Source organism: Nocardioides sp. JCM 18999 (genome assembly GCF_055391175.1).
Map to the genome: position 1 here is coordinate 2595631 of NZ_AP043887.1, position 23568 is coordinate 2619198.

Here is a 23568-nt window from a genome sequence, read left to right on the forward strand (position 1 = left end):
CAAGGTATGTTGCCCAATCTGCGCTTCCCCAGTGGAGTTCCACAAGGGAGGCGTCGAGATCACAACATCCCGTGATGAACCAACGAGGGGACTGTGGGCCACCAGGTCTCCCCTGCAGCCTTCACGGTCGGTCAATCCCCAGCCCGAGTTCAGCTCAGGACGTACGACGACGCCGACATGGCTCGCTGGCGGCATGAACCCCTTGGCGATGCCCGTCGAGCAACGACAGTTCGTCACCCGCCAGGAACTTTTGGCCGCCGGTCACGCGGACCGCGACATCACCCGCCTCGTGCGCAGCGGCGCGATGGTCAGGATCCGCCGCAACGCCTATGTCGACGGCTCGATCTGGTCGGCTGCCGATGGGCTGTCACGACATCGCATCCGATGCCTCGCCGTCCTCGCATCGATCGGCCCGGATGTTGTGCTGAGCCACGTCTCGGCAACGTTGTTCCATGGAATCGATCTCTGGGGTGTCGATCTGTCCCGGGTCCACGTCACCCGACTCGACGGCGACGCCGGGCGAATCGAGCGCGACCTGGTCCACCACGAGGGTTTCTGCCTCGATGACGATCTCGTCGAGGTGGGCGGCATCTGGATGGTTCGACCGGCTCGTGCTGTCCTCGAGGCAGCCTCACGCGCGACCCCTGAGGCCGCACTGGCGCTCTTCGACTCCGGCCTGCGAGCCGGTTCGCTGACGAGGGACGAGCTCGAAGCGGCGTACGAACTGCAACGCCACTGGCCCTTCACCCACCACCTCGAGAAGCCGCTGCGGATGGCCGACGGACGGTCAGGATCTGTCGGTGAGTCCCGGGCGCGGTGGCTGTTCGATCAGTGGCACCTGCCGGTTCCGGTGCTCCAGTTCGAGGTGCGTCGCGCTGACGGTTCCCTCGCCGGAGTCACTGACTTCGCGTGGCCCGAGCGGGGCGACCGCGGCGTGCTCAGCGAGTTCGACGGGCGCGTGAAGTACGGGAGGCTGCTCAAGCCGGGCCAGAGCGCCGGCGACGTCGTCTTCGCCGAGAAGCAGCGCGAGGACGAGATCCGCGATCTCACGGGAATGCGTTTCGTGCGCTCGATCTGGTCTGAACTCGCGCCCGTCTCCCCGTTCCGTCAGCGCCTGGAACGGGCGCTGGCCCGGACCGCCTGACCGGCCATCGCGCCGAACCGCGAGCATCCCTGGGCTGCCTGTTCATCAAGGTATGTGGCCGAATCCACGCTCCCCCAGTGGAACTCCACCCAGGATGTGCGGACGCAGCAACATACCTTGATGAACAGACGCGCTCGCCCTCAGGCGTCGGCCGACTCCCGCTCGGCACGTCGGGCGGCGCGGAGCGCCGTGATCCCGAGCCAGAGCAGGGCGGCGCCGATCAGCAGGTCGACGACGATCAGCACCGTGTGCGCGATGTAGTAGCCGTCGGGGTGCTGCTCGCCGTTGGCGTGCGCGGCGGCGAGGTTCTTGATGAAGGTGCCCCAGACCCAGAAGTTCCAGATCCCCACGCCGATCAACAGCCAGGCGTGCTTCTTCTCGAACTTCATGCGGGACTCCTCGGATGGTGGGCGGGCGCCGCGGCGGCCGCCATCGTGGTGGACGGGCCGTTCGGCCGGATCTCGCAGGCGAAGCAGCCGGCGTAGAAGATGACGCGGGAGAAGTAGTTCAGCCAGATCAGCACCACGATCGAGGTGCCGAACGCCTGGAACGCCGGCGAACCCTGGATCGAACCGAGGATGAGGAAGGAGAGCGCCTTCATCGCCTCGAAGACCAACGCCCCCAGCGCCGCGCCCTCCCAGAGCGAACGCTGCGGGACGTGCGGGTGGACGACCATCCGGAAGATCGCGTAGAACAGCGCGACGCTCACCAGCCACGACAGGATCCGGGTGAGCACGTTGAGCACGGTCGCTCCGCCGAGCCCGAGCCAATCGAAGATCTCGCTCGAGAACGTCGTCACCAGACTGGCCCCGACGACGGTGAGCAGCAGCATCCCGCCGATCACGGCGAGCGCGAGCACGTCGCGGAGCTTGGCCCAGACGTAGCTCGGCCGCTCAGCCTGTGGCACGTCGAAGAGCAGGTACAGCGCGGTGCGCAGCGAGGTCACCCAGTAGGTCCCCGCCCAGACCACGCCGACCAGACCGACGAGACCGATCCAACCGCTGTAGTGCTGCGTCTGGTCGAAGCTGATCTGCCCGGGGCCGTCGCCGACCAGTCCGGGGATGATCTGGTCGATGGCCTCGGTCAGGGCGCGCTCGGCTCGGGGCCAGAACCGGTCGACCACCCCGACGGCGGCGAACGCGAGGGCGAGGATCGGGAAGAACGAGAGGAAGCCGTAGTAGGTGATCGCGCCGGCCTGCTGGCGTCCGCCCATCGCGGTATACCGCTCCTGGATGCGGAGCACCAGGTCGAGCAGCGGGGTGTCACGGCGCACCCGCAGGTAGCGTCGCTTGGCCAGGCCAGAGGCCTCCTTGGCCTTCGCCTGGGCCTCGCGGGCCCTCCTCACGACGTCGGGCACGACTCACCCTCCGAGAGGGAACTCCAGGGCCAGCTGCCAGCCGTGGTCGACGTCGTGGATGAACATGCTGAGCGCATCCACCGTGTAGGCGGCCCCGAAGTCGGCGAAGTGCTGCTCGGCCGCGTCGAGCACCGACTCCTCGAGGTCGTGCGCGATCGTGACGTGCGGGTGGTAGGGCCAGTTCGGGTCGATCCCCAACGGTCCGGTCCGGACGGCCCGCTCCAGCGCCCGGCAGCCGTCCATCCCGTCAGCGAGGTCGACGAAGACCACCGGGGAGACGGGCCGGAACGAGTCGGTGCCCTGCAGCCGGATCGCGATCGGCGCCACCGAGGCGGCCGCCGCGCGCAGGTGTCCCTCGACCGTCGGCATCAGGGAGGAGGCGATGTCGAGGGGCGGCATCACCGTGATGTGCGGCGGGATGTGGTCGCCCATGGGGTCGCCGATCCCGTCCCGGTAGGCCTGGATGGTGCTCCCCCACGGTTCGGGAACCATGAGGGCGACGCCGATGGTCGTCACGGTCGATCAGGCGTACGGCGGCAGGAAGCCGACCCGGTCGTAGACATCGGCCAACGTCTTGGCGGCGACCTCCCGAGCCTGGGCTGCACCCCGAGCGAGCACGGCGCTGATCTCGGTCTGGTCCTCCAGCAGCTCCGACGTGCGGGTGCGGAAGGGGGTGACGAACTCGACGACGACCTCGGCGAGGTCGGACTTGAAGTCGCCGTACCCCTTGCCCTCGTACTCCGCCTCGAGCTTGTCGATCCCGGTGCCGGTCAGCGCGGAGTAGATCCGCAGCAGGTTCGAGACCCCCGGCTTCTCCTTCTCGTCGAAGCGCACCTCGGCCTCGGAGTCGGTGACCGCGCTGCGGATCCGCTTGGCCGACACCTTGGGGTCGTCGAGCATGTCGATCAGACCGTTGGCCGAAGAGGCCGACTTCGACATCTTCGAGGTCGGGTCCTGAAGGTCGTAGATCTTCGCGGTCTCGGCCTGGATGTAGGGCTCGGGCACCCGGAAGGTCTTCTTGTACCGGCTGTTGAACCGCTGCGCGAGGTCGCGGGTCAGCTCGAGGTGCTGACGCTGGTCCTCACCCACGGGCACGAACGCCGGCCGGTAGAGCAGGATGTCGGCGGCCATCAGCACCGGGTAGGTGAACAGCCCCACGCTGGCCGCGCCCTCCCCCTGCTTGGCCGACTTGTCCTTGAACTGCGTCATCCGGCGCGCCTCACCGAAGCCGGTGATGCACTCCAGCACCCAGCTCAGCTGGGCGTGCTCGGGGACGTGGGACTGGACGAAGATCGCGCTGCGCTCCGGGTCGACGCCGGCGGCGAGCAGCTGGGCGGCGGCCACCAACGTGCGCTTGCGCAGCACCTTGGGGTCCTGCTCGACGGTGATCGCGTGCTGGTCGGCGATGAAGAAGAACGGCTCGAACTCGTCGGTCTGCAGGGTCTCCCACTGACGCACGGCACCGAGGTAGTTGCCCAGGTGGTACGAGTCGGAGGTCGGCTGGATGCCGGACAGGACGCGCTGGCGCGCTGCCCTCGTTCCCTCAGCTGTCGCCTCCGTGGCGTTCTGCGTCATGAGGTCATTGTCACCGACCCACCCGGGCCAGCGCCAAACGGGTTACCTCGCGCGACGCTGCAGCAGACCGCTCCACAGCAGGATCGCCACACCGAGGAAGGAGAGCACCACCCCGACGAGCGCGGGCGAGCGGTAACCGAAGCCGGCCAGGATGACGGCGCCACCGAGGAACGCGCCCAGGGCGTTGGCGACGTTGAGCGCGGCGTGGTTCATCGCGGCACCCAGGGTGACCGCGTCACCGGCGACGTCCATCAGCCGCAGCTGCATGTTGATCGCCAGCAGCGAACCGATCGCGGTGACCACGAAGGTGAACGGCAGCAGCCACCAGCCGTGCGGCGCCGCGAGCCAGAACAGGATCAGCGCGATGCCCGATCCGGTGCCACCGAGGAGCAGCGACTTGAACACCGACCAGCTCGCCAGCTCACCGGCGATCCAGGTGCCGACCACCATGCCCAGCCCGAAGGCGAGGGTGAAGAACGGCACCGCGCCCTTCTCCAGCCCGCCGACCGAGGTGACGATCTTGGCGATGTAGGAGTAGACGCAGAACAGTCCGCCGAAGCCGACCGCGCCGGCGGCCATGGTCAGCCAGACCTGGGTGTTGCGGAAGAAGCTCTTCGCCTCGGCCCGCCCGCTCGCCGCCGGGTCACCGGCCTGGTAGGGCACGAGGGCGAGGACCATCACGACTGTGACGAGTGCGAGCACGCCACAGGCGACGTACGCCGCCCGCCAACCGACCCCCTGGCCGAGCCAGGTCACGGCCGGGACGCCGAACACGTTGGCCACGGAGAGCCCCATCATCACGCCGGCGACGGCGCGCCCGCGGCTGGCCTCGGAGACCAGGTTGGCCGCCACCAGCGACGCGACGCCGAAGTACGCGCCGTGCGGCAGGCCGTCGGCGAAGCGAGCCACCAGCAGCAGCCCGAAGGAGGTCGCCAGCGCGCTGACCACGTTGAAGAACGCGTAGATGCTCATGAACGCGACCAGCAGCGTGCGTCGCGGCAGACCAGCGACGAAGAACGACAGGATCGGGACACCGACCACGACACCGAGGGCGTAGGCGGAGATCAGGTGACCTGCGGTCGGGACCGAGACGTCCATGCCGTCGGCGATCTCGGGCAGGACCCCCATCGTGGCGAACTCGGTGGTCCCGATCGCGAACCCACCCATCGCCAACGCGACGATCGCCCAGGTCGGGCTGATCGTGCGCGCGGGACGTGGAGCGGCCGGGGCCGTTTGGAGGGAGGTCACGAGGTTCGAACCAGGATGGGGTCGTGGCTATTCCGCATCAGCCGGCGAGATGTCCCCAGGCGGGGACGAGCTCGGACCAGGTCCCGGTCGCCGCCACCCGACCTCGGTCGAGGACGACGACCTGGTCGGCCTGGGCGAGCGCGGCCGCCTTGGAGGTGGCACCGACCACGGTCACCCCGCGCTCACGCAGCGAGGCCCAGAGCTCCAGCTCGGTCGCCGCGTCCAGGGCGGAGGAGACGTCGTCGGCCAGCACCAGCTCGGAGCCGGTCGCCAGGGCGCGCGCCAGCGCGAGCCGCTGGACCTGACCGCCCGAGAGCCGCACCCCGCGGTGGCCCACCACCGCGTCGGGGCCACCGGCCCCGTCGACGTCCTGGTCGAGCCGGGCGGCGGCGACCGGGTCGTCGAAGGCACGGTCGAAGCCGAGGGCGACGTTGTCGCGGAACGTGCCCGACAGCACGCGCGGCACCTGGGCGACGTACGCCACCTGCGCCGGGCGCAGGAAGGTCTCGGCGTCCTCGACCGCGTCGTCGTTCCAGCACAGCTCGCCGGAGTGGTCGAGCAGTCCCGCCAGAGCGGAGAGCAGGCTGGACTTCCCCGAGCCGACCTGGCCCAGGAGCAGCACCAGCTCGCCGCGGTTCACGGTGAGGTCGACACCGCTGACCCCGATGGTGCCGTCGTCGTGCACGACGCTGACGTCACGCAGCTCGAGGGTGTCGAGCCGGCGCCGTGGCGGGGCGACCGGGTCGGGAGCGTCGCCGGTGACGAGGTCGACGCCGACGGGCAGCTCCATCATGTCGCCGCCGCCGGCGAGCCGGCTGGTGGCCCGCTGCCAGGCGGCGACACCCGGCGCCTCGGTGACGACCGCACCGGCGACCCGGCCGAACCAGTCGAACCCGTTGACCGCGTTGGCCACCAGCAGCGCCGTGCCCAGCCCCCAGACGCCGCCGAGGAAGCAGGCCCAGGCGACGACCACGCCGACCTGGACCAGCACGATCGGGATGCCGTCGAGAACGGTCTGGACGCGGTGCTCGAAGACGGCGGCCTCGACCCGACCGGAGTCGACCCGACGCAGGTGCTCCTGCACGGCCGGGGTGCGTCCGGCGAGCTTCACGGTGCGCGCCGACTCCACGGCCGAGACCACGGCGCGACCGAAGTTGGCGCGCGCCGTGGAGGATCGGGCGGCGGAGCGGCCGGCGATCGGTCGACCGACCGAGGAGGCCAGGGCGCTGCCGACCATCACCGCCAGAAGGATCCCTCCGGCCAGCAGCGACCCGCCGACGATCGTGGTCAGCACGGCGATCAGCAGACCGTTGACGAAGTCGACCCACCGGTCGGAGTAGCGGGCCATCCGGTCGGCGTCCATCGAGCGGGCGACGACCTCACCGGGCGGGGTCCGGGGCAGGCGGCGCTGCCGGATCTGGCCGACCAGGACGGCCATCCGGACGCGCAGCATCACCTCGATCCACCAGCGCGGGTAGCGGCGGAACGCGTCGGCCAGCACGACCGGCGCGATCAGCAGCAGCAGCACCAGCGCGACGGTCAGCCCGGTCGGGGTCCGGCCGTCGGCGAGCTCGACGATGATCCGCCCCCAGATGAACCCGGTGATGACGCCGAGCGGGGCGAAGATCGATCCGACCAGGAACTCCAGGACGGAGAACAGGCCCCACCAGGGCTTGAGGATCATCGCCCGCCAGGTGCCCTTCGCCAGCGAGAGGCCGGGCGCGATCGCGGGACGTTCGGGCGGGGTTCCGGTCCGGCGCAGCCCGCCGACCCCGGCCAGCTCGGTCGCCTCGTTCGCGGACTCCGGATCCGGGGCGAAGTCGGCGGTGGCGCCCGCGCGGAGCAGGTCACGGAAGGGTCCGTCGACCTCCGCGAGCTCGTCACGCATGCCCTGCTGCACGATCCGGCCGTGGTCCATCACGACCACCATCTCGGCCCGCTCGATCGTGGAGAGCCGGTGGGCCACCAGCACCCCGGTGCGATGGGCGAGCAGCCGGTCGGCCGCCGCGACGACGCGGCTCTCGGTGAGCGGGTCCATCCGTGCCGTCGCCTCGTCGAGGACGACGACCTGGACGTCGCGCACCAGCAGGCGGGCGAACGCGACGAGCTGCTCCTCCCCCGCGGACAGGCTGGTGCCGCCCGGACCGAGCAGGGTGTCGAGGCCCTGGGGCAGGCCGGAGACCCAGTCGGTGAGCCCGAGCTCGGCGATCGCCGTGGCGACCTGGTCGCGGGGCGCGTCCTCGAAGAGCGTGATGTTCTCGGCCAGGGTGCCGGCCAGGATCTCGGTGCGCTGGGTGACCACGCCGACCCGGGCCCGCAGCTCGTGCAGGTCGACCGTGGTGATGTCGGTCCCGCCGAGGAGGACGGTGCCGGGAGCCGGCTCGACGGCGCGCGAGAGCAGCGAGGCGAGGGTCGACTTCCCCGAGCCGGTCCGCCCGACCAGGGCGACGGTGTGTCCCGCCTCGACCCGCAGGTCGATGCCGCGCAGCCCGAACCCGCCCTCGGGGTAGGAGAAGTCCAGGTGGCGGATCCGCAGGTCGAGCGGCCCGCTCGGCATCGGCTCACCACCCTCGGGCTCCGCCTCGACGGCCAGCATCTGGCGCAACCGGATGACCGCGCCGAGACCGGCCTGGATGTCAGGGAGCTGGTGGGCCAGCTGGTTGATCTGGCCGACGAAGCTGGTCGTCACCAGGAAGAGGGTGACCAGCGTCCCGACGGCGAGGCTGTCGGCCCCGACCAGAACCACGCCGCTGACCGCGACCATGATCACCAGGCTGTTGAGCAGCAGGCCGGCGCGGGTGGCCAGTCGCGCCTCGACCGAGATGACGTCGAGGAATCGGGCGTGCACGGCGGCGGAGAGCTGCGCGAGGCGTCGTACGGCGAAGGCCTGGCCGAGGCTGGTGCGCAGGTCGTCACGGCCGGCGATGCCTTCCTCCAGGACCGCCGCATGGTCGGTCCAGGCGGCCTCCTCGATCACCTTGCGCCGCGAGATCTCGAGGAGGAAGGGGCGCATCACGACGAGCGTGACGGCTCCGACCAGCGGGAACAGGAACCAGGCGGGCCACCAGCTGACACCGGCGACGATCCACATCGGGAGCACCCCGAACGCGGTCCGCATCGCCATCCAGAGCTGCATCCGCAGCAGCGTCCCGACCTCGTGGGTGTCGTCGTCGACCCGGTCGAGGATCTCCCCGACGGCCTGCTCGGTGAGAGTGCCGAGCGGCTGGTGCAGGGCGGCGTCGAGCAGGTCGCCGCGCAGCTTGCCCTCCGCCCGGTCCACGACGGCGGACCAGGCCACCCGGCCGGCGGTGTCCAACAGGGCGCCACCGACCACGAAGACGGCGAGCAGCGCGACCAGAGCGCGGGTCGGGTCCTCGGCGAGCTTGCCGGCCACCACGGTGCCGAGCGCCTGGGCCAGCGCGGCGATCGCGAGCGCGACCAGCGCGACGGCGACGACGGGATGACGCATGCGCCGCCAGTCGACCTGGCGGGAGGGGTCGACGGACGGCGAGACCGACCCGGTCGAGCGGGTCGTGGGAGCGGTGAGCGTGTTCGGCATTGCGGTTCGACCCTAGGGCGAACCACCGACGGATTTCCTCTCGATATTCGACCCCCACGCTCGGCCGTGACCAGACCGTGACCCGGACGCCCACCGCACCTACTTATCGGCATCCCTGCAGGTATTGACGGAGCCCGAGCCGCACAGCAGGGTGGCGACCATGACTGCTGCACCGCTCCTGTCCGGCGTCCCCCTGTCCGAGGTGGTCGACCTGCTCGACCTGACCACCACCGGGCCGGAGGCCTTCGTCGGCGGGCACACCGCGATGTCGGCGGCGCTCGACCACGTCTTCGGTGGCCTGGTGGCCGCCCAGGCGCTCGTCGCCGCCGGCCGCACGGTCGGGGCCGATCGGTCCGTGCACTCGTTGCACGCCTACTTCCTGCGCCGCGGCGACCACCGGATCCCGCTCGAGTTCGGCGTCACCCGGACGCGGGACGGCCGGTCGATCAGCCATCGCCGGGTCGAGGTGTCGCAGGCCGGTCGGGTGATCGCCGAGCTCTCCTGCTCCTTCGCCGTCCCCCTGGACGGGCCGGCGCACGCCGAGGGCGCCCCGGTCACCCCAGGACCCGAGACGTTGCGCCCCGACCACGAGGTCTTCGACGAGATCGGCGCACCGCACCCGGCGGCCCGCGTCATCGACGGCTTCGACCTGCGCACCGTCGGGCTGCTCGAGGAGGAGGGCCGCGACGAGCTCCGACTCTGGTTCCGCGCCGCCGACACCGGCGGCACCATCGGTGACGACCCGCTGCTGCACGCCGCCCTGCTGACCTACGCCACCGATCTGCGCATCCTGCATCCACTGATGCGCCGCCACGGCGGCTCACCGCTGCATGCCGGCGGAGCCCGGTGGGCGCCCGCGACCCTGGACCACACGATCTGGTTCCACGCACCCCTGCGGGCCGACGAGTGGCTCCTCCACCACGGCGACTCCCCCTGGGCCGACCACGGCCGGGGTCTGGCTCGCGGCGCGATCTTCACCGCCGACGGCGTCCGCGTCGCCGACGTCGCCCAGGAGGCGCTGCTGCGCCAGCGCTGAGGAACAACGCACCCGGGGGAAGTCCAACGAGCCGTCGTGCGGCGGTCGGTGGACTTCCCCCGGTTCGGTGAGTTTCCTCGGGTCACCCCCAGGTTCACCCGGGGAGGACTCTTTCTCCTCTGTTTAAGTGAGGAGCTCGCGCACCGCCTTGCGGTTGATCTTGCCGACGCTGGTGAGCGGGACGGCGTCCACGACGATGACCTCGCGGGGGTACTTGTACTTCGCCATCCGCTCGCGGGCGAAGGCGACCAGCTCCTCGCCGGTCGCGGCCATCCCCGGGTGCAGCTGCACCACGGCGACGACCTCCTCGCCGCGTTCGGCGTCGGGACGACCCACGCACGCCGCCGAGGCGACCGCCGGGTGGTCGATCAGGACGTCCTCGACGTCGCGCGGGTAGACGTTGAAGCCGCCGCGGATGATCAGATCCTTGACCCGGTCGACGACGTAGAGGAAGCCGTCCTCGTCGACCCGGCCGATGTCCCCGGTGTGCAACCACCCGTCCTGGATCGTCTCGGCGGTCAGCTCCGGCTCGTGCCAGTAGCCGAGCATCACCCCGAGCCCGCGTACGCAGATCTCGCCCTCCTCGCCGGCCGCGAGCACGTCACCGGTCGGCGACTGGATCGAGATCTCCACGTGCGGCGCCGGCCTGCCGACACTGCCGGTCCGGACGTCGCCCAGGATGGCGGCGGTCACGATCGCACTCGACTCGGTGCAGCCGTACCCCTCGAGCACCGTGACACCGAAGGCCTTCTCCACCTTCTCGCGCAGGTGCGGCAGCAAGGGAGCGCCGCCGGAGCCGAACGTCTGCAGGGACGACAGGTCGTAGTCGCCGTACGGCTGGTCGAGCAGCATCCCCATCATCGACGGGACGACGGGCGAGGACTCGAGCCGGTGCTCGGCGACGAGCTCGAGCCACCCGGCCGGGTCGAACCAGCGCTGCATCACCGAGACGGTCTGCTTGGTCGAGTGCAGGCCCGCGACGAAGACGTTGAGGCCGAACGCGTGCGAGAGCGGCAACGGCAGCAACGCGCGCGAGGTCCCCATCGCCTGCGCCACCTTGTCCATGCCCGCGCCGGCCTCCCACAGGTTGCGGTGGCTGAGCATGACGCCCTTGGCCCGACCGGTGGTGCCGCCGGTGTAGAGCAGCGCCGACATGTCATCATCGGCCCGCGGCACGATCGGCCCGGGCTCGCTGGCCTCGAGGACGTCGTACGGCGTCGTGCCGTCCGCCCCGTCGCCACCGACCACGATCGTGGTCAGCCCGAGGTCAGCCCCGGCCGCCTGGATCATCGGCAGCAGCTCCGGGGTGACGATCGCCGCCTTGGCGCCGGAGTCGGACAGGATGTGGCGCAGCTCCGGCTCGGTCTGCAGGAAGATCACCGGGGTCACCACGGCGCCCGCGCGCCAGATCGCCTGGTAGGAGACGAACACCTCCGGGGTGTTCATCATCATCACCACGACCCGGTCGCCCGGTTCGATCCCGAGTGCCCGCAGGCCCTCGGCGACCCGGTCGGCCCGCTCGTGGATCGAGCCCGAGGTGTACCACTGCCCCTCGAAGAAGAGCTGCTCGTAGTCGCCCAGCCGTTCGTAGGACTGCTCGGCGAGCAGGGCGAGGTTGTGCTCGCCGACACCTGCCTCCACCGGGGCGCTCATCGGGCCAGCTCCATCCCGAGACGGGCCACCTGGTCGAACGCATCAGCTGCGTCCCCGAGCAGGAACCGGTCCACCTTGGCCCGCCGCCAGAACAGGTGAGCGTCGTGCTCCCAGGTGAAACCGATCCCGCCGTGCACCTGGATCAGGGTCTCGGCCGCCTTCTCCAGCGCGGTCGCCGCCGCACCCTTGACCGCGGCCGAGGCCAGCGGCAGCTCGTCGGCGGAGTGGTCGGCCGCCCAGGCCGCCCACCACACCAGGGAGCGCAGCTGCTCGACCTCGCAGTAGACGTCGACCAGCGCGTGCTTGACCGCCTGGTAGGAGCCGATCGCCCGACCGAAGGCGTGCCGCTGGCCGGCGTACTCGACACCGAGCTGCAGGGCGCGATCGGCGGCGCCGAGGTCCTCGGCGGCGAGGATGATCCGGCCGACCATCTCGGCACGGGCCCACCGCTCCGCTCCCCCCGGTACGACGACGAGGGACTCCTCCACCAGGGCGACATCGGCCAGCGCGCGGGTCGGGTCGATCGCGGGACGCTCGGTGAGCACCCCGGACCCGATCACGATGTCCTCGCCCCGCAGGGCGAGGAACGTGTCCGCGCCGACGGCGTCGAGCGCGGAGGGTCCGTCGACGACGGCCACGGCGAGGTTGCCCGCGGCGAGCTCGGCCAGCCGTTCGGGGTCCTCCTCCAGCAGCACGGCCGCTCGGGCGTAGGTGACCAGCGACGGACCGGCCAGGACCCGCCCGGCCTGCTCGGCGACGACCGCGAGGTCGAGCACCGACCCGCCACCACCGCCGGACTCCTCGGAGATGGTGATGGTCGCGAAGCCGCTCTTGACCAGCTCCTCGCGGCCCGGCGCGACGCCGACCCGTCCGGCGTCGAGGGCGTCGCGCGCGTTGGTCGGGGAGGCCGAGGCCGTCAGGAAGTCCCGGGCCGCCGCGGCCAGGTCGCGCTGCTCGGTGTCCAGATCGAAGTTCATCAGGCGGTCCTCTCGCTCAACTCACGGAACGTCACGCCCTTGTCGGCGCGGGGTTCGGCGGGCAGGCCGAGGACCCGCTCACCGATGATGTTGCGCAGCACCTCGTTGGTGCCGCCGGCGATCGCCATCCCCGGGAGGACGGCGTCGAGGGTCTGCCACAGGCTGTCGCCGTCGGCGTCGGCCGCGTAGATCGCGTCGGGGCCGAGCACCCGCACGGCGAGGTCGGCCAGCTTCCGCCCGGTCGCGGTGCCGGAGAGCTTGCCCGCGGAGGCCTCCGGCCCCGGGAAGTCGCCCTTGCTGATCTTGGAGAGCTGGCGGTAGCCGGTGTAGCGCGCTCCCAGCGCGGAGACGTAGGCCTGACCGAGCTCGGCGCGCACCAACGCCTGCCGGTCGGCTGACAGCGAGGGCAGGTGGGCGCCGATGTGCCGGGTGACGGCCTCGAAGCCGGGACCGATCTCGGTGCCGCCGCCTCCGAGGGTGAGACGCTCGCTCATCAGGGTGGTCAGGGCGACGGTCCAGCCGTCCCCGACCGCGCCGAGACGCTCGGAGTCCGCGATCACGACGTCGTCGAAGAAGACCTCGTTGAAGTCGGCGCCGCCGCTCATCTGCTTGAGCGGACGGGCGGTGACGCCCGGCGCCTTCATGTCGACCACGAACATGGTCAGACCGCGGTGCTTGGCCACGTCGGGATCGGTCCGCGTCAGCAGGATGCCGTAGCGGGACAGGTGGGCCATCGTGGTCCAGACCTTCTGCCCGGAGACCCGCCAGTTGCCGTCGGCGTCCTGGACCGCCTTGGTCCGCAGCGCCGCGAGGTCGCTGCCCGACGCCGGCTCGCTGAAGAGCTGGCACCAGATGTCGTCGCCACGCAGCAGTCGCTTGAGGTAGCGCGACTTCTGGTCCTCCGACCCGTGCACGATGACGGTCGGTCCGCACATGCCGATGCCGATCAGGTTGATCAGCCCGGGGATCTCCAGCCGTGCCATCTCCTGGTCGATGATCGCCTGCTGCATCGGGGTCCCCCCACGACCGCCGGCCTCCTCGGGCCAGGTCACGCCGACGTACCCCGCGTCGTACAGCAGGGCCTGTCGGGCCTTGGCGAGGTCCTCGTCGAGGACGCCCCGTTCGCGCGCGTTGGAGCCGAGCTCCTCGCGGTGCGCCTCGAGGAAGGACCGGACCTCCGCGCGCCAGGCGGCCTCGTCGGGGGTGTCGTCGAAGTCCATGAAGTTCTCTCTTCCGCGAAATCGGGGAGTGACCCGCCGAGCGACGAGTCGTTGTGACCTACACCACGCCAGGGTGCTAAGAAACTTATCGGCAGTCAAGCATGGAAATGCTTGCGTCGGCCCGACGGAGGCGTGATAGTCGTTCCGGACACGTGACGCAGGTCACGAAGAGGTGGTGATCATGGGGACACCGCAGCAGGACGAGTGGGGCGTGCAAGCCCCCACCGTGCCGCCGCGTCACGAGCCGCGCCCGCTCGCCCTCGGCGGCGTGGTCGACGGCCTCGGCGGCATGCTCACCTTCGCCGGCCGCACCCTGCGCTCCCTGCTCACCCCGCCCTTCCAGACCCGTGAGTTCGTCGAGCAGGCCTGGTTCATCGCGACCGTCTCGGTGCTCCCGACGATGCTGGTCGCGGTGCCGTTCGGTGCGGTGATCACGTTGCAGCTGGGCAACCTGACCAAGCAGCTCGGGGCCGAGAGCTTCACCGGCGCCGCGTCCGCGCTGGCGACCATCCGGGAGGCCTCCCCGATCGTGACGGCACTGCTGCTGGCCGGCGCCGCCGGCACCGCGATCTGCGCCGACCTGGGGGCTCGGACGATCCGCGAGGAGATCGACGCCCTCGAGGTGCTCGGCATCTCCACGATCCAGCGCCTCGTCGTGCCCCGCGTGGTCGCCTGCTGCCTGGTCGCGATGCTGCTCAACGGTCTGGTCAGCGTGGTCGGCGTCGCCGGCGGCTACTGCTTCAACGTGCTCGTCCAGGGCGGCTCCCCCGGCGCGTTCGTCGCCTCGTTCCAGGGGATGGCGACGCTGCAGGACCTCGCGCTGGCGGAGTTCAAGGCCGCGATCTTCGGGATCGTCACCGCGATCGTCGCCTGTTACCGCGGCCTCACCGTCAAGGGCGGTCCGCGCGCCGTCGGCGACGCGGTGAACCAGTCGGTCGTGATCACCTTCGCCGCGCTCTTCGTGATCAACTTCATGATCACCTCGATCAGCCTGCAGCTGACGGGTGCCGCATGAGACGGCGCGGCACGAACGGTCCGGTGCGCCTGGTCGGCGACGGCCTGATCGGCCCCGGCCACCAGTTCCTCTTCTACCTGCGCGCCATCACCGCGCTGCCGACCACGCTGCGCCACCACCGCAAGGAGGTCTGGCGCCTGCTCGGTGAGGCCTCCTTCGGCTCGGGTGCGCTGGCCGTGATCGGCGGGACCTTCGGCATCATCCTGCTGCTGGCCTTCTTCACCGGGACCGAGGTCGGGCTGCAGGGCTTCACCGGCCTGGACAACATCGGCGCCTCGCTCTTCACCGGTTTCATCTCGGCGTACTTCAACACCCGCGAGATCGCCCCGATCGTGGCTGGCATCGCCCTGTCGGCCACCCTCGGGGCCGGCTTCACCGGTCAGCTCGGCGCGATGCGGATCGCCGAGGAGATCGACGCCCTCGAGGTGATGGGGATCGCCTCGATCCCCTACCTGGTCACCACCCGGATCGTGGCCGGCATGATCGCCGTCGTCCCGCTCTACCTGGCCGGTCTGTTCGCCTCCTACTTCGCGACCAGGTTCGTGGTGACCGGGAGCTTCGGACAGTCACCCGGCGCCTACGACCACTACTTCCACCTGTTCCTGCCACCGGGTGACGTGGTGCTCTCCCTGATCAAGGCGCTGCTCTTCGCCGTCATGGTGATCGCGGTGCACTGCTACTACGGCTTCACCGCCTCGGGTGGCCCCGGCGGTGTCGGCGTGGCTGTCGGACGGGCCGTCCGGGCCGCCATCGTGCTGGTCACGGTCAGCGACTTCTTCATCTCGCTGGCCTTCTGGGGCGCCTCGAGCACCGTCCGGATCGCCGGATGAGGCCCGACCACCGCTTCAGCGAGGAGGCACCCGGCGGCGGGCTCCTCGCCCGGATGTACAGCCGCACCTCGCTGGTCCTGCTCGGCCTGCTCGCGATCGCCCTGGCCGTCGGCTCCCTCGCGCTGTCGGTCGGGGTGTTCACCCACGCGTTCTCCGACCCGGCGACGGTGACGCTGCGGTTGGACCGGGCCGGCAGCCAGCTGACCAGCGGTGCCGACGTGAAGCTGCACGGCATCATCGTCGGCCGGGTCGACACGATCAGCGCCGCCGCGGACGGCACCGGGGCCACCCTGACCCTCGCCCTCGACCGCGACCAGCTCCACCTGATCCCGGCCGACGTCACGGCGGTGGTCACCCCCAAGACACTCTTCGGCGAGAAGTACGTCGACCTCCAGCTGCCCGCGGCCCAGAGTGCCGCCCGTCTCACCGACGGGGCGACGATCGACCCCGACCGCTCCAGCGTCGCGATCGAGACCAGCACCGTGCTCAACAACCTGGCCCCGCTGCTCGACGCCGTCGACCCCGCCGACCTCAACACCACGTTGAGCGCCGTGGCCGGGGCGATCGAGGGCCGCGGCGCTGAGCTGGGTGAGTCGCTGAGCGCGTCGCGGAAGCTCACCACCGCGGTGCGTCCCTCGATCCCGGACCTGCTCGCCGACGCCCGTCTGCTGAGCAGCGTCGCCGGCTCCTACACCCGAGCCTCGGGCCCGATCCTGGACACGCTCGACCAGGTCAGCACGACGGCTCGCACCCTGACCGCCAAGGAGCGCCAGCTGGTCCAGCTGCTCGCGGCGTCGAACCAGTTCGCCAGCGTGACCGGTGACCTGGTCGCGTCCGTCGGTCCGACGGCGTTGAAGGTGGTCACCGTCAGCGAACCGCTGCTGGCGCTGCTCAAGAAGTACGCGCCCGAGCTGGATTGCACCCTGCGCGGCGTCTCCCGGGCCAAGGAGCGCCTCGAGGCGGTCTTCGCCGACGGCCCGTACCTCAAGGCGCGGCTCTACGTCTCGGTCAGTCGCGGGATGTACAAGTACCCGCAGGACTCTCCGCAGAGCCTGGACCTGAGCGCCTACGGACCGCAGTGCCCGATCGTGCCCAAGGACGGCAAGGGCACCGTGCCGTGGCCGAACATCCCGAAGGAGCTCGACGGGATCCGCGGCCAACCCCAGCCGCTGGAGACGGTCAACGGTCTGCCGGACCTGTCCGGCCTTCCCGGCGGCATCACGACCGGCCTCGGCCTCGGGGGGAGCGAGACCGGAACGGCGACGACACCGAAGCCACCGAAGACCGCCGGTGACCTGCTCGGGCTGTTGCTGGGAGGGGTGCTGGGATGAGGCAGTACCGCCGCACCCTGGCCCTCCTGCTCGGGTTCGTCTTCATCACCGTCGCCGTCACCGGGTTCCTGGTCCGGACCGTGCAGGGACACCAGGAGCCCGACGCCACGACGTACTCGGCGCTGTTCACCGACGCGACGAAGCTCGAGGCGGGCGACGACGTCCGGATCGCCGGTGTCACGGTCGGCCGGGTCTCCTCGGTCGGACTCGGCGCTGGGCAGCAGGCCGAGGTCACCTTCACCGTCGACCGCAGCGTCGGTCTCACCACCGACTCCGCGGCACGGATCCGCTACCGCAACCTCGTCGGGGAGCGTTACGTCGCCCTCGACGTCCCCGCCGGCGGCGTCACCCTCCCGGCGGGCAGCACCCTCCCGGCCACCCAGACCACCCCCGCGCTCGACCTGACCGCGGTCTTCAACGGCTTCCGCCCCCTCTTCCAGGGCCTGGACGCCAGCTCGATCAACGCGCTCTCGCTCTCCCTGGTCCAGGCCCTCCAGGGCGAGGGCGGGACGTTGGCGTCCCTGCTCAGCAGCACCGGCACGCTCGGCACCGCGATCGGGGCCCGCGACGCGGCGATCGGGTCGCTGGTCACCGACCTCACCGAGGTGCTCGGCACGCTGAACGAGAACTCCGCTCCGTTCAACCGATTGATCACCCAGCTGCGGAGCTTCACCACCGGCCTGGACCAGGACACCGACGTCACCCTCGACGCCCTGGCGAGCATCGACCAGCTCGCCGACGCGACCGACACGCTCCTCACCCAGGCCCGCCCCTCGCTGAAGACGGTCATCACCGGGACCCGGCAGGCGGCGCAACGGCTCGACACCCACAAGCAGAAGCTCGACGACAAGCTCAAGCTGCTGCCGGTCAAGCTCAACGCCTTGATGCGTGCCGCCCAGTACGGCTCCTGGTTCCAGTTCTACAACTGCGGCATCGGGGCCCAGGTCGACCTCGACGGCCTGGCTCCCCCGCTGGCGATCCCGCCGACCGGCCCGACGACAGGGATCTGCAACTGATGATTCCCGCTCTGGAGAAGACCAAGCACACCCGCACCGTCGGGGTGATCGCGATCGCCGTGATCGCCGTCGTCCTGGTGGCCTCGTTCCGGCTCTCGACGCTGTCCGGACTGCTGAACGGCGGCGGCCAGGAGCTGCACGCCCAGTTCGTCGACGCCTCCGGGATCGCCCCGGGCGACACCGTGCGGATCTCCGGGATCGCGGTCGGCCGGGTGAACGCCGTCCGGGTCGAACGCGACCACGCGGTGGTCGACCTGACCGTGGACGGGGACGTCGACCTGAAGAACCGCACCACCGCGTCCCTGCAGCTCGACACCCTGCTCGGCCAGCACAGCCTGGCCCTCACCTCGGCCGGCACCGAGACGCTCGACTCCGGTGCCACGATCCCGCTGGCCCGGACCACCACCCCGTTCGGCGTCACCGACGCCCTCCTGGGCACCGCCGGTGAGCTGGCGCCGCTCGACACGGCCGCCCTGTCCCAGGCCCTCGCCACCGTCTCGGCGACCCTGGACCCGGCAGCGCCGCAGGTGCGGGTGGCCGCCACCGGACTCTCCGACCTGGCACGGACCGTCGCCGACCGCGAGGGCGAGGTGCGCGAGCTGTTCGCCCAGACCGCGGCGATCTCGCACACCCTCGCCGGCCGGAGCAAGGACCTGGCCACGCTGCTGGGCAACAGCGGCCGGATCTTCACCCTGCTCGCCCAGCGTCAGGAGGTGATCCGCTCCCTGCTGCGCACCACCGGCAGCCTGGCCGCGACGATCTCCGGCGTGATCGAGGACAACCAGGCCGAGATCACCCCCGCGATGACCCACCTGAGCCACGTCCTCGACGTGCTCAAGCAGAACCAGGCGAACCTGGATGAGTCCCTGCGACTGCTGGCGCCGTACCTGCGCTACTTCTCCAACGTGATCGGCAACGGCCGCTGGTTCGACGGCACGTTCGCCGGGCTGGTTCCCGTCGACCTGCGCGACTCGGGGGAACCGAAATGACCCGACGCATCCTCGCCGCCACCCTCGTCGTCCTGCTCCTGGGCGGGCTCCTGGCGCTCGGCCGGGACCGGAGCTCGCACTACACGGTGAGCGCCTCGTTCCCCCGCGCCGTGGGACTGTACGTCGGCGACGACGTGCGCGTGGTCGGCGTACCGATCGGCAGGATCGAGCAGATCGAGTCCGCCGGCGACCACGTCGTCGTCACGATGGAGCTCGACGAGGCCACCCCGATCGCCGCCGACACCGGCGCCGTGATCGTCCCGCCGGGCGTGCTCAGCGCCCGCTACGTCCAGCTCACCGAGCCGTGGCTGTCGGGGGCGAAGCTCGCCGACGGCGCCTCCATCAGCGCGGCCCGCACCAGCGCCCCGCTCGAGATCGACGACGTCACCCGCCAGCTCGGCCGGTTCCTCGACGCGCTCGGACCGCAGGGCGCCAACCGGAGCGGCGGCGTCTCCCAGCTGGTCTCGACCGCCGACGAGGCCCTCGCCGGCAACGGGACGACGCTGCGCACGTCGCTCGCCGACCTGGCCGACGCCCTCGACACCGTCGGGGAGAGCCGCGGCGACATCGTCACCACCATCGAGCAGCTGGAGCGGTTCGTGACCACGCTGGCCCGCAGTGATGCCGCGATCCGGCAGTTCGAGACCGGGCTGGGCAGTGTGTCGGGGCAGCTCGCCAGCCAGCGCGGCCAGCTGCGCGCCACGATCCGCAACATCAGTCGCGCCGTGCGCGACGTCAACGCGTTCGTGACGACCAACGGGGACGGGATCACCAGCAACGTCGCCGACCTCGCCCGGATCACCACCACGCTCCAGGACCGCGAACGGGAGCTGATGGAGATCGCCGACCTGGCCCCGATCGGTGTCGAGGGCATCTTCGGTGCCGCGAACCTGACCACGGGCGTGCTGGACGCCCGGGTCGACCTGACAGCGCTGCTGGCCTCCCCCATCACCCAGGTCTGCCAGGTGCTCTCCGGACTGCGGGTGCCGCAGCTGTGCCCGAGCGCCGTCCTGCCGGGCACGGGAGGCCAGTGATGTCCCAGCGTCTCCGTGGAGTCCTCGCCACCATCCTCGGCGTGGCCCTCACCGTCGTGCTCCTGGCCTGGGTGATCGGGCGGCTTCCCGACGTCACCACCTCGCGCCTGCCCGGTGCTGCCGGGGGCAGCGACACGTACGCGGTCACCGCCACCTTCGACGACGTCCTCGACCTGGTGCCGAACTCGACGGTCCGGCTGGTCGACGTCCCGGTCGGCCGGGTCACCGGGATCAGCGTCGTCCCCGACGAGGAGCGGGGCCACGTCGCCCGGGTGACGATGGCGATCGACACCCGATACGAGCTCCCCGCCGCCACCGCCGCCACGATCCGCTCCACCAGCCTGCTCGGCGAGAAGTACGTCGGCCTGACCGCTCCCGAGGGCGCGACCGGGGAGAGCCTGCGCAGCGTCGGCACGATCCCGTTGTCCCGCACCACCGACGACGTCGAGGTCGAGCAGCTGCTCGGCTCCCTGGGGGCGTTGCTCAACGGCGGCGGGCTGCAGCAGATCTCCACGATCACCCGGGAGATGTCGACCGCGCTGACCGGCCACGAGGAGGACACCCGGGTCCTGCTCGGCAACCTCGACTCGATCGTCGGGCAGCTGGCCGACAGCCGTGCCGTGCTGGTGGACACGATCGACGCCACCGCCCGGTTGAGCGCCGCCTACGCCGCCCAGGACGAGGTCCTCGGCGAAGCGGTCCGGGCCCTCGACCCGGCCAGTGGCGTGCTCGCCCGGCAGCAGCGTGAGCTGACCAGGGCGCTGCGCAACCTGGAGACCCTGCACGACCGGGCGACCGGGCTGATCCGGCAGAGCACGCGGGCCACGGTCGCGGACCTGCGGGCGCTGGCGCCGGTGGCGACCGAGCTCGGCAAGTCCGCCGACCTGATCCCCGAGAGCATCACGCTCCTGGTCACCTATCCCTTCGCCGACAACGCGATCGGCGCCTTCTCGGGGGTCTACGGCGCGTTCAAGGGCAGCGTCGTGGTGAACCTCCCCCAGCTGCTCAAGGCGGTCGCCCCCGTCCCGCAGAGCACCGCCGACGGCACCGTGCCGGACTACGGCACCCCGGCCACCGAGATGCTCGGCGTCCCGACCCCGTCGGTGCCCGCCTCCACGACGCCGTCCAAGACGCCGTTGCCCCCGTCAGCCTCACCGTCGGCATCGGGGGCCCGCAGCTCCGGCGGTCTGGTCTCCGGCCTGGGTGGCCTGCTCCTGCCGAGGGGGAACCAGTGAACAGCCATCGCCTGCGCCTCGTCCTGTTCGCCGCGGTCAGCGTCGTCGCCGTCGTGATCGCCGGGGTCCGGTACGTCGGCATCCCGGAGCGCTACCTGGGCGACTCCTACGCGGTCTCGGTCAACCTGCCCGACTCGGGCGGGATCTTCCCCAACGCCGAGGTCACCCTGCGCGGCATCTCGGTCGGCCGGGTCACCTCGCTGCACCTGACCCCGGACGGCATCCGCGTCGACCTGCGGATCAAGCGCGGCGTCGACATCCCCGAGGCGACCACGGTGCAGGTCGCCAACCTCTCGGCCGTCGGCGAGCAGTACGTCGACATGCAGCCGACCACCGACGCGGCGCCGTACCTCGAGGACGGCGCGGTGCTGCCGATCAGTGCGGCCACGCTGCCCCCCGACGTACCGGCTCTGATGGTCAAGCTCAACCGGCTCGCCACCAGCGTGGGCACCGAGCAGCTGGCCCGGGTGGTGCACGAGCTCGGCGACGCGTTCGCCGACAGTGGCGAGGACCTGGCCACGGTGCTGACCCGTTCGCGCGAGCTGAGCGAGGACTTCACGAAGGTGCAACCGACCAGCGACCGGCTGCTCCGGTCGGCCCACCAGGTGCTCGGCACCCAACGTGATCTCGACCCGACCCTGCAGCGGCTGAGCCGGAGCCTGGACACCGTGACCGCCGCCCTGGCGAAGGAGGATCCCGCGTTGCGGTCGATCCTCGACGAGGCGCCGGCCACGCTGACCCAGGTCCGGACGCTGCTGGCCACGAACCAGGCGGCGATCGGGGTGCTGCTGGGGAACCTGCTGACGGTGAGTGAGGTGCTCGCCAACCCGGTCCGGCTGCGCGGGCTGAACACCGAGCTGGTGCTGCTGCCCAAGATCGTCCAGGGCACGTTCAACATCCAGCCCGGCGACGGCTACGCCCGGCTCGGCGCCGTGGTCGACACCAGCCAGCGGATCTGCACCCAGGGGTACGAGTCCTCGGGGGCACCGCTGATCCAGGAGCCGAACGTGTCCGCGGTGCCGGGCAACCCGTCGCTGCGCGCGAACGTGAACGCGTCCTGCACCGAGCCGGCCAGCGCCGGGGTCGCCGTCCGGGGTGCCGCGAACGTTCCGCGGCCGGCCGGCGACGACACCGCCCGGGTGCGCCCGACCACGAATCCGCGCGGATTCGGCGCCCGGTCCAGCTTCCGCAACGAGCAGACCGCTGGGCAGACCACTGGGACCGTGACCCCGACCGCCGATAGCAAGGTGCGGATGGTGGGTCCGACCGACCTGCGAGGACTGTTGTTGAAGGGGGTTCGATGAGGAACCGGATCGTGCTCGGCGGACTCGCTGTGGCGACGGTGATCGCCCTGGCGGCCGCGGTCTGGACGGGACTGCAGGTGCGGGACCAGCGCGAGGAGACGGCAGCCGCCGCCGGCGCCCTGGCCGCCGGCCGTGCGGCGGCGACCGCGTTCACCTCCTACGACTACCGCCATCTCGACCAGGACCTGGCCCGCGTCGCGGACGCGTCGACCGGAACGTTCCGCACCCAGTTCACCGCCGCGATGGGCGAGCTCACCGATGCCATCACGAAGGCGGAGGGCGTCTCGACCGGCAAGGTCACCTATGCCGGCCTCGTCTCGCAGTCGGGCTCGAAGGCGACCGTGCTGGCCGCGGTCGACGCCTCGATCACCAACACCGCGACCGAGAAGCCCAGCACCCGGCGCTACCGGTTGACGATCACGCTGGACCACTCCTCCGGCGAGTGGCTGATCTCGCAGATCGCGCCGGTGTCGTGATGGCTCGCTCGAAGATCGTCGCCGGGGTCCTGGCCGTCGTCCTCGTCGTGGCGGTGGGGTTGACCGCGTGGGGCCAGTGGTGGCTGCACGACCAGGACTCCCGGGCCGCGACCTCGGCCGCGGCCCGGTCCGCGGCGGAGGACGCGGTGACCTCGGTGCTCTCCTACGACTACCGCAGCCTCAAGGCTCAGATGGCCTCGACCGCCTCCCTGCTCACCGGAGACGCGCGCACCCAGTACGACGACCTCGCCACTCCCCTGCTGGAGTCAGCGCCGAAGCTCAAGGCCGTCATGCAGGCGAGCGTGAAGTCCTCGGCCGTCCTCGACGACGACGGCGATGAGGTGGACGTGCTGCTGGTGGTGGACCAGACCTCGTCGTCGACCCAGCTCGACGCGCCCCAGGTCGACCAGAGCCGGATCGTGGTGACCATGGTCCGCCAGGACGGCGACTGGCTCGTCTCTACCCTCAACGCGGTCTGACGTCCCCCTCCGCCGAGTTAAGTGCTGGTGAAGGGTGCCCGGGAGGCGCCCCCGGCGAGCATTCGCCAGCAGTTAAGTGCCTGGCGCTGC

At 71.0% G+C, this 23568-nt stretch carries 21 protein-coding genes; 12 read left to right on the plus strand and 9 right to left on the minus strand.

The genetic code is table 11. From position 1 onward, the window contains the following. The first annotated feature begins 193 nt into the window (after nt 1-193). Complete coding sequence (locus ACZ5J1_RS12820) at nt 194-1144, plus strand: type IV toxin-antitoxin system AbiEi family antitoxin domain-containing protein (protein WP_464559361.1); 951 nt, start codon at nt 194-196, stop codon at nt 1142-1144. Nucleotides 1145-1284: 140 nt separating this feature from the next. On the opposite strand, the gene ACZ5J1_RS12825 is transcribed toward ACZ5J1_RS12820, so the two are convergent. From ACZ5J1_RS12825 to ACZ5J1_RS12850, 6 genes are read right to left on the minus strand one after another with little or no spacing between them, the layout of a single operon-like run. Next, nucleotides 1285-1533 (minus strand): SCO4848 family membrane protein, encoded by a 249-nt coding sequence (locus tag ACZ5J1_RS12825; RefSeq protein WP_464559363.1) that lies wholly within the window; start codon nt 1531-1533, stop codon nt 1285-1287. Continuing rightward, nucleotides 1530-2501 carry a YihY/virulence factor BrkB family protein gene (locus tag ACZ5J1_RS12830; protein ID WP_464559365.1) on the minus strand — a complete coding sequence of 324 codons (972 nt, stop codon included), beginning with the start codon at nt 2499-2501 and terminating at the stop codon, nt 1530-1532. Before ACZ5J1_RS12830 ends, ACZ5J1_RS12825 begins: the two co-directional genes overlap by 4 nt. Nucleotides 2502-2504: 3 nt before the next feature. Beyond that, nucleotides 2505-3017 carry a 2'-5' RNA ligase family protein gene (locus tag ACZ5J1_RS12835; protein WP_464559367.1) on the minus strand — a complete coding sequence of 171 codons (513 nt, stop codon included), beginning with the start codon at nt 3015-3017 and terminating at the stop codon, nt 2505-2507. Between the two features lie 6 nt (nt 3018-3023). After that, the gene (gene trpS / locus ACZ5J1_RS12840) at nt 3024-4076 is read right to left on the minus strand and encodes a tryptophan--tRNA ligase (protein ID WP_464559369.1); all 1053 of its coding nucleotides are present in this window, start codon (nt 4074-4076) and stop codon (nt 3024-3026) included. Nucleotides 4077-4118: 42 nt separating this feature from the next. Continuing rightward, nucleotides 4119-5324, minus strand: a complete 1206-nt coding sequence (locus ACZ5J1_RS12845; RefSeq protein ID WP_464559371.1) for an MFS transporter — start codon at nt 5322-5324, stop codon at nt 4119-4121. A gap of 37 nt (nt 5325-5361) precedes the next feature. Next, nucleotides 5362-8883, minus strand: a complete 3522-nt coding sequence (locus tag ACZ5J1_RS12850) for an ATP-binding cassette domain-containing protein (protein WP_464559373.1) — start codon at nt 8881-8883, stop codon at nt 5362-5364. 160 nt (nt 8884-9043) lie between these two features. Between ACZ5J1_RS12850 and ACZ5J1_RS12855 the strand changes: the two genes are divergently transcribed. After that, the gene (locus tag ACZ5J1_RS12855; RefSeq protein WP_464559375.1) at nt 9044-9919 is read left to right on the plus strand and encodes an acyl-CoA thioesterase; all 876 of its coding nucleotides are present in this window, start codon (nt 9044-9046) and stop codon (nt 9917-9919) included. Nucleotides 9920-10042: 123 nt separating this feature from the next. On the opposite strand, the gene ACZ5J1_RS12860 is transcribed toward ACZ5J1_RS12855, so the two are convergent. Genes ACZ5J1_RS12860 through ACZ5J1_RS12870 form a run of 3 tightly spaced genes read right to left on the minus strand, consistent with a single transcriptional unit; the run spans nt 10043 to nt 13769 of the window. Then, the gene (locus tag ACZ5J1_RS12860; RefSeq protein WP_464559377.1) at nt 10043-11572 is read right to left on the minus strand and encodes a class I adenylate-forming enzyme family protein; all 1530 of its coding nucleotides are present in this window, start codon (nt 11570-11572) and stop codon (nt 10043-10045) included. Continuing rightward, entirely contained in the window at nt 11569-12549 is a 981-nt protein-coding gene (locus ACZ5J1_RS12865) for an acyl-CoA dehydrogenase family protein (protein ID WP_464559379.1), read from the minus strand. The genes ACZ5J1_RS12860 and ACZ5J1_RS12865 overlap by 4 nt, the downstream gene beginning before the upstream one ends. Next, complete coding sequence (locus ACZ5J1_RS12870; RefSeq protein ID WP_464559381.1) at nt 12549-13769, minus strand: acyl-CoA dehydrogenase family protein; 1221 nt, start codon at nt 13767-13769, stop codon at nt 12549-12551. The genes ACZ5J1_RS12865 and ACZ5J1_RS12870 overlap by 1 nt, the downstream gene beginning before the upstream one ends. 181 nt (nt 13770-13950) lie before the next feature. Here ACZ5J1_RS12870 and ACZ5J1_RS12875 point away from each other — a divergent pair, with 181 nt between their 5' ends. From ACZ5J1_RS12875 to ACZ5J1_RS12920, 10 genes are read left to right on the plus strand one after another with little or no spacing between them, the layout of a single operon-like run. Then, nucleotides 13951-14784: an MlaE family ABC transporter permease gene (locus tag ACZ5J1_RS12875; RefSeq protein WP_464559383.1), complete on the plus strand. Its 834-nt coding sequence runs from the start codon at nt 13951-13953 to the stop codon at nt 14782-14784. Further along, nucleotides 14781-15614 (plus strand): MlaE family ABC transporter permease, encoded by an 834-nt coding sequence (locus tag ACZ5J1_RS12880; protein ID WP_464559385.1) that lies wholly within the window; start codon nt 14781-14783, stop codon nt 15612-15614. Before ACZ5J1_RS12875 ends, ACZ5J1_RS12880 begins: the two co-directional genes overlap by 4 nt. Then, the gene (locus ACZ5J1_RS12885) at nt 15611-16945 is read left to right on the plus strand and encodes an MCE family protein (protein ID WP_464559387.1); all 1335 of its coding nucleotides are present in this window, start codon (nt 15611-15613) and stop codon (nt 16943-16945) included. The genes ACZ5J1_RS12880 and ACZ5J1_RS12885 overlap by 4 nt, the downstream gene beginning before the upstream one ends. Further along, complete coding sequence (locus ACZ5J1_RS12890) at nt 16942-17961, plus strand: MCE family protein (protein WP_464559389.1); 1020 nt, start codon at nt 16942-16944, stop codon at nt 17959-17961. The genes ACZ5J1_RS12885 and ACZ5J1_RS12890 overlap by 4 nt, the downstream gene beginning before the upstream one ends. After that, complete coding sequence (locus ACZ5J1_RS12895) at nt 17961-18950, plus strand: MCE family protein (RefSeq protein WP_464559391.1); 990 nt, start codon at nt 17961-17963, stop codon at nt 18948-18950. The genes ACZ5J1_RS12890 and ACZ5J1_RS12895 overlap by 1 nt, the downstream gene beginning before the upstream one ends. Continuing rightward, entirely contained in the window at nt 18947-19984 is a 1038-nt protein-coding gene (locus tag ACZ5J1_RS12900; RefSeq protein WP_464559393.1) for an MCE family protein, read from the plus strand. The genes ACZ5J1_RS12895 and ACZ5J1_RS12900 overlap by 4 nt, the downstream gene beginning before the upstream one ends. Beyond that, the gene (locus ACZ5J1_RS12905; protein ID WP_464559395.1) at nt 19984-21219 is read left to right on the plus strand and encodes an MCE family protein; all 1236 of its coding nucleotides are present in this window, start codon (nt 19984-19986) and stop codon (nt 21217-21219) included. The genes ACZ5J1_RS12900 and ACZ5J1_RS12905 overlap by 1 nt, the downstream gene beginning before the upstream one ends. Continuing rightward, nucleotides 21216-22523 carry an MCE family protein gene (locus ACZ5J1_RS12910; protein WP_464559397.1) on the plus strand — a complete coding sequence of 436 codons (1308 nt, stop codon included), beginning with the start codon at nt 21216-21218 and terminating at the stop codon, nt 22521-22523. The genes ACZ5J1_RS12905 and ACZ5J1_RS12910 overlap by 4 nt, the downstream gene beginning before the upstream one ends. Further along, entirely contained in the window at nt 22520-22999 is a 480-nt protein-coding gene (locus ACZ5J1_RS12915; protein WP_464559399.1) for a hypothetical protein, read from the plus strand. Before ACZ5J1_RS12910 ends, ACZ5J1_RS12915 begins: the two co-directional genes overlap by 4 nt. Next, nucleotides 22999-23478, plus strand: a complete 480-nt coding sequence (locus ACZ5J1_RS12920) for a hypothetical protein (protein WP_464559401.1) — start codon at nt 22999-23001, stop codon at nt 23476-23478. Before ACZ5J1_RS12915 ends, ACZ5J1_RS12920 begins: the two co-directional genes overlap by 1 nt. Nucleotides 23479-23568: the final 90 nt, after the last annotated feature.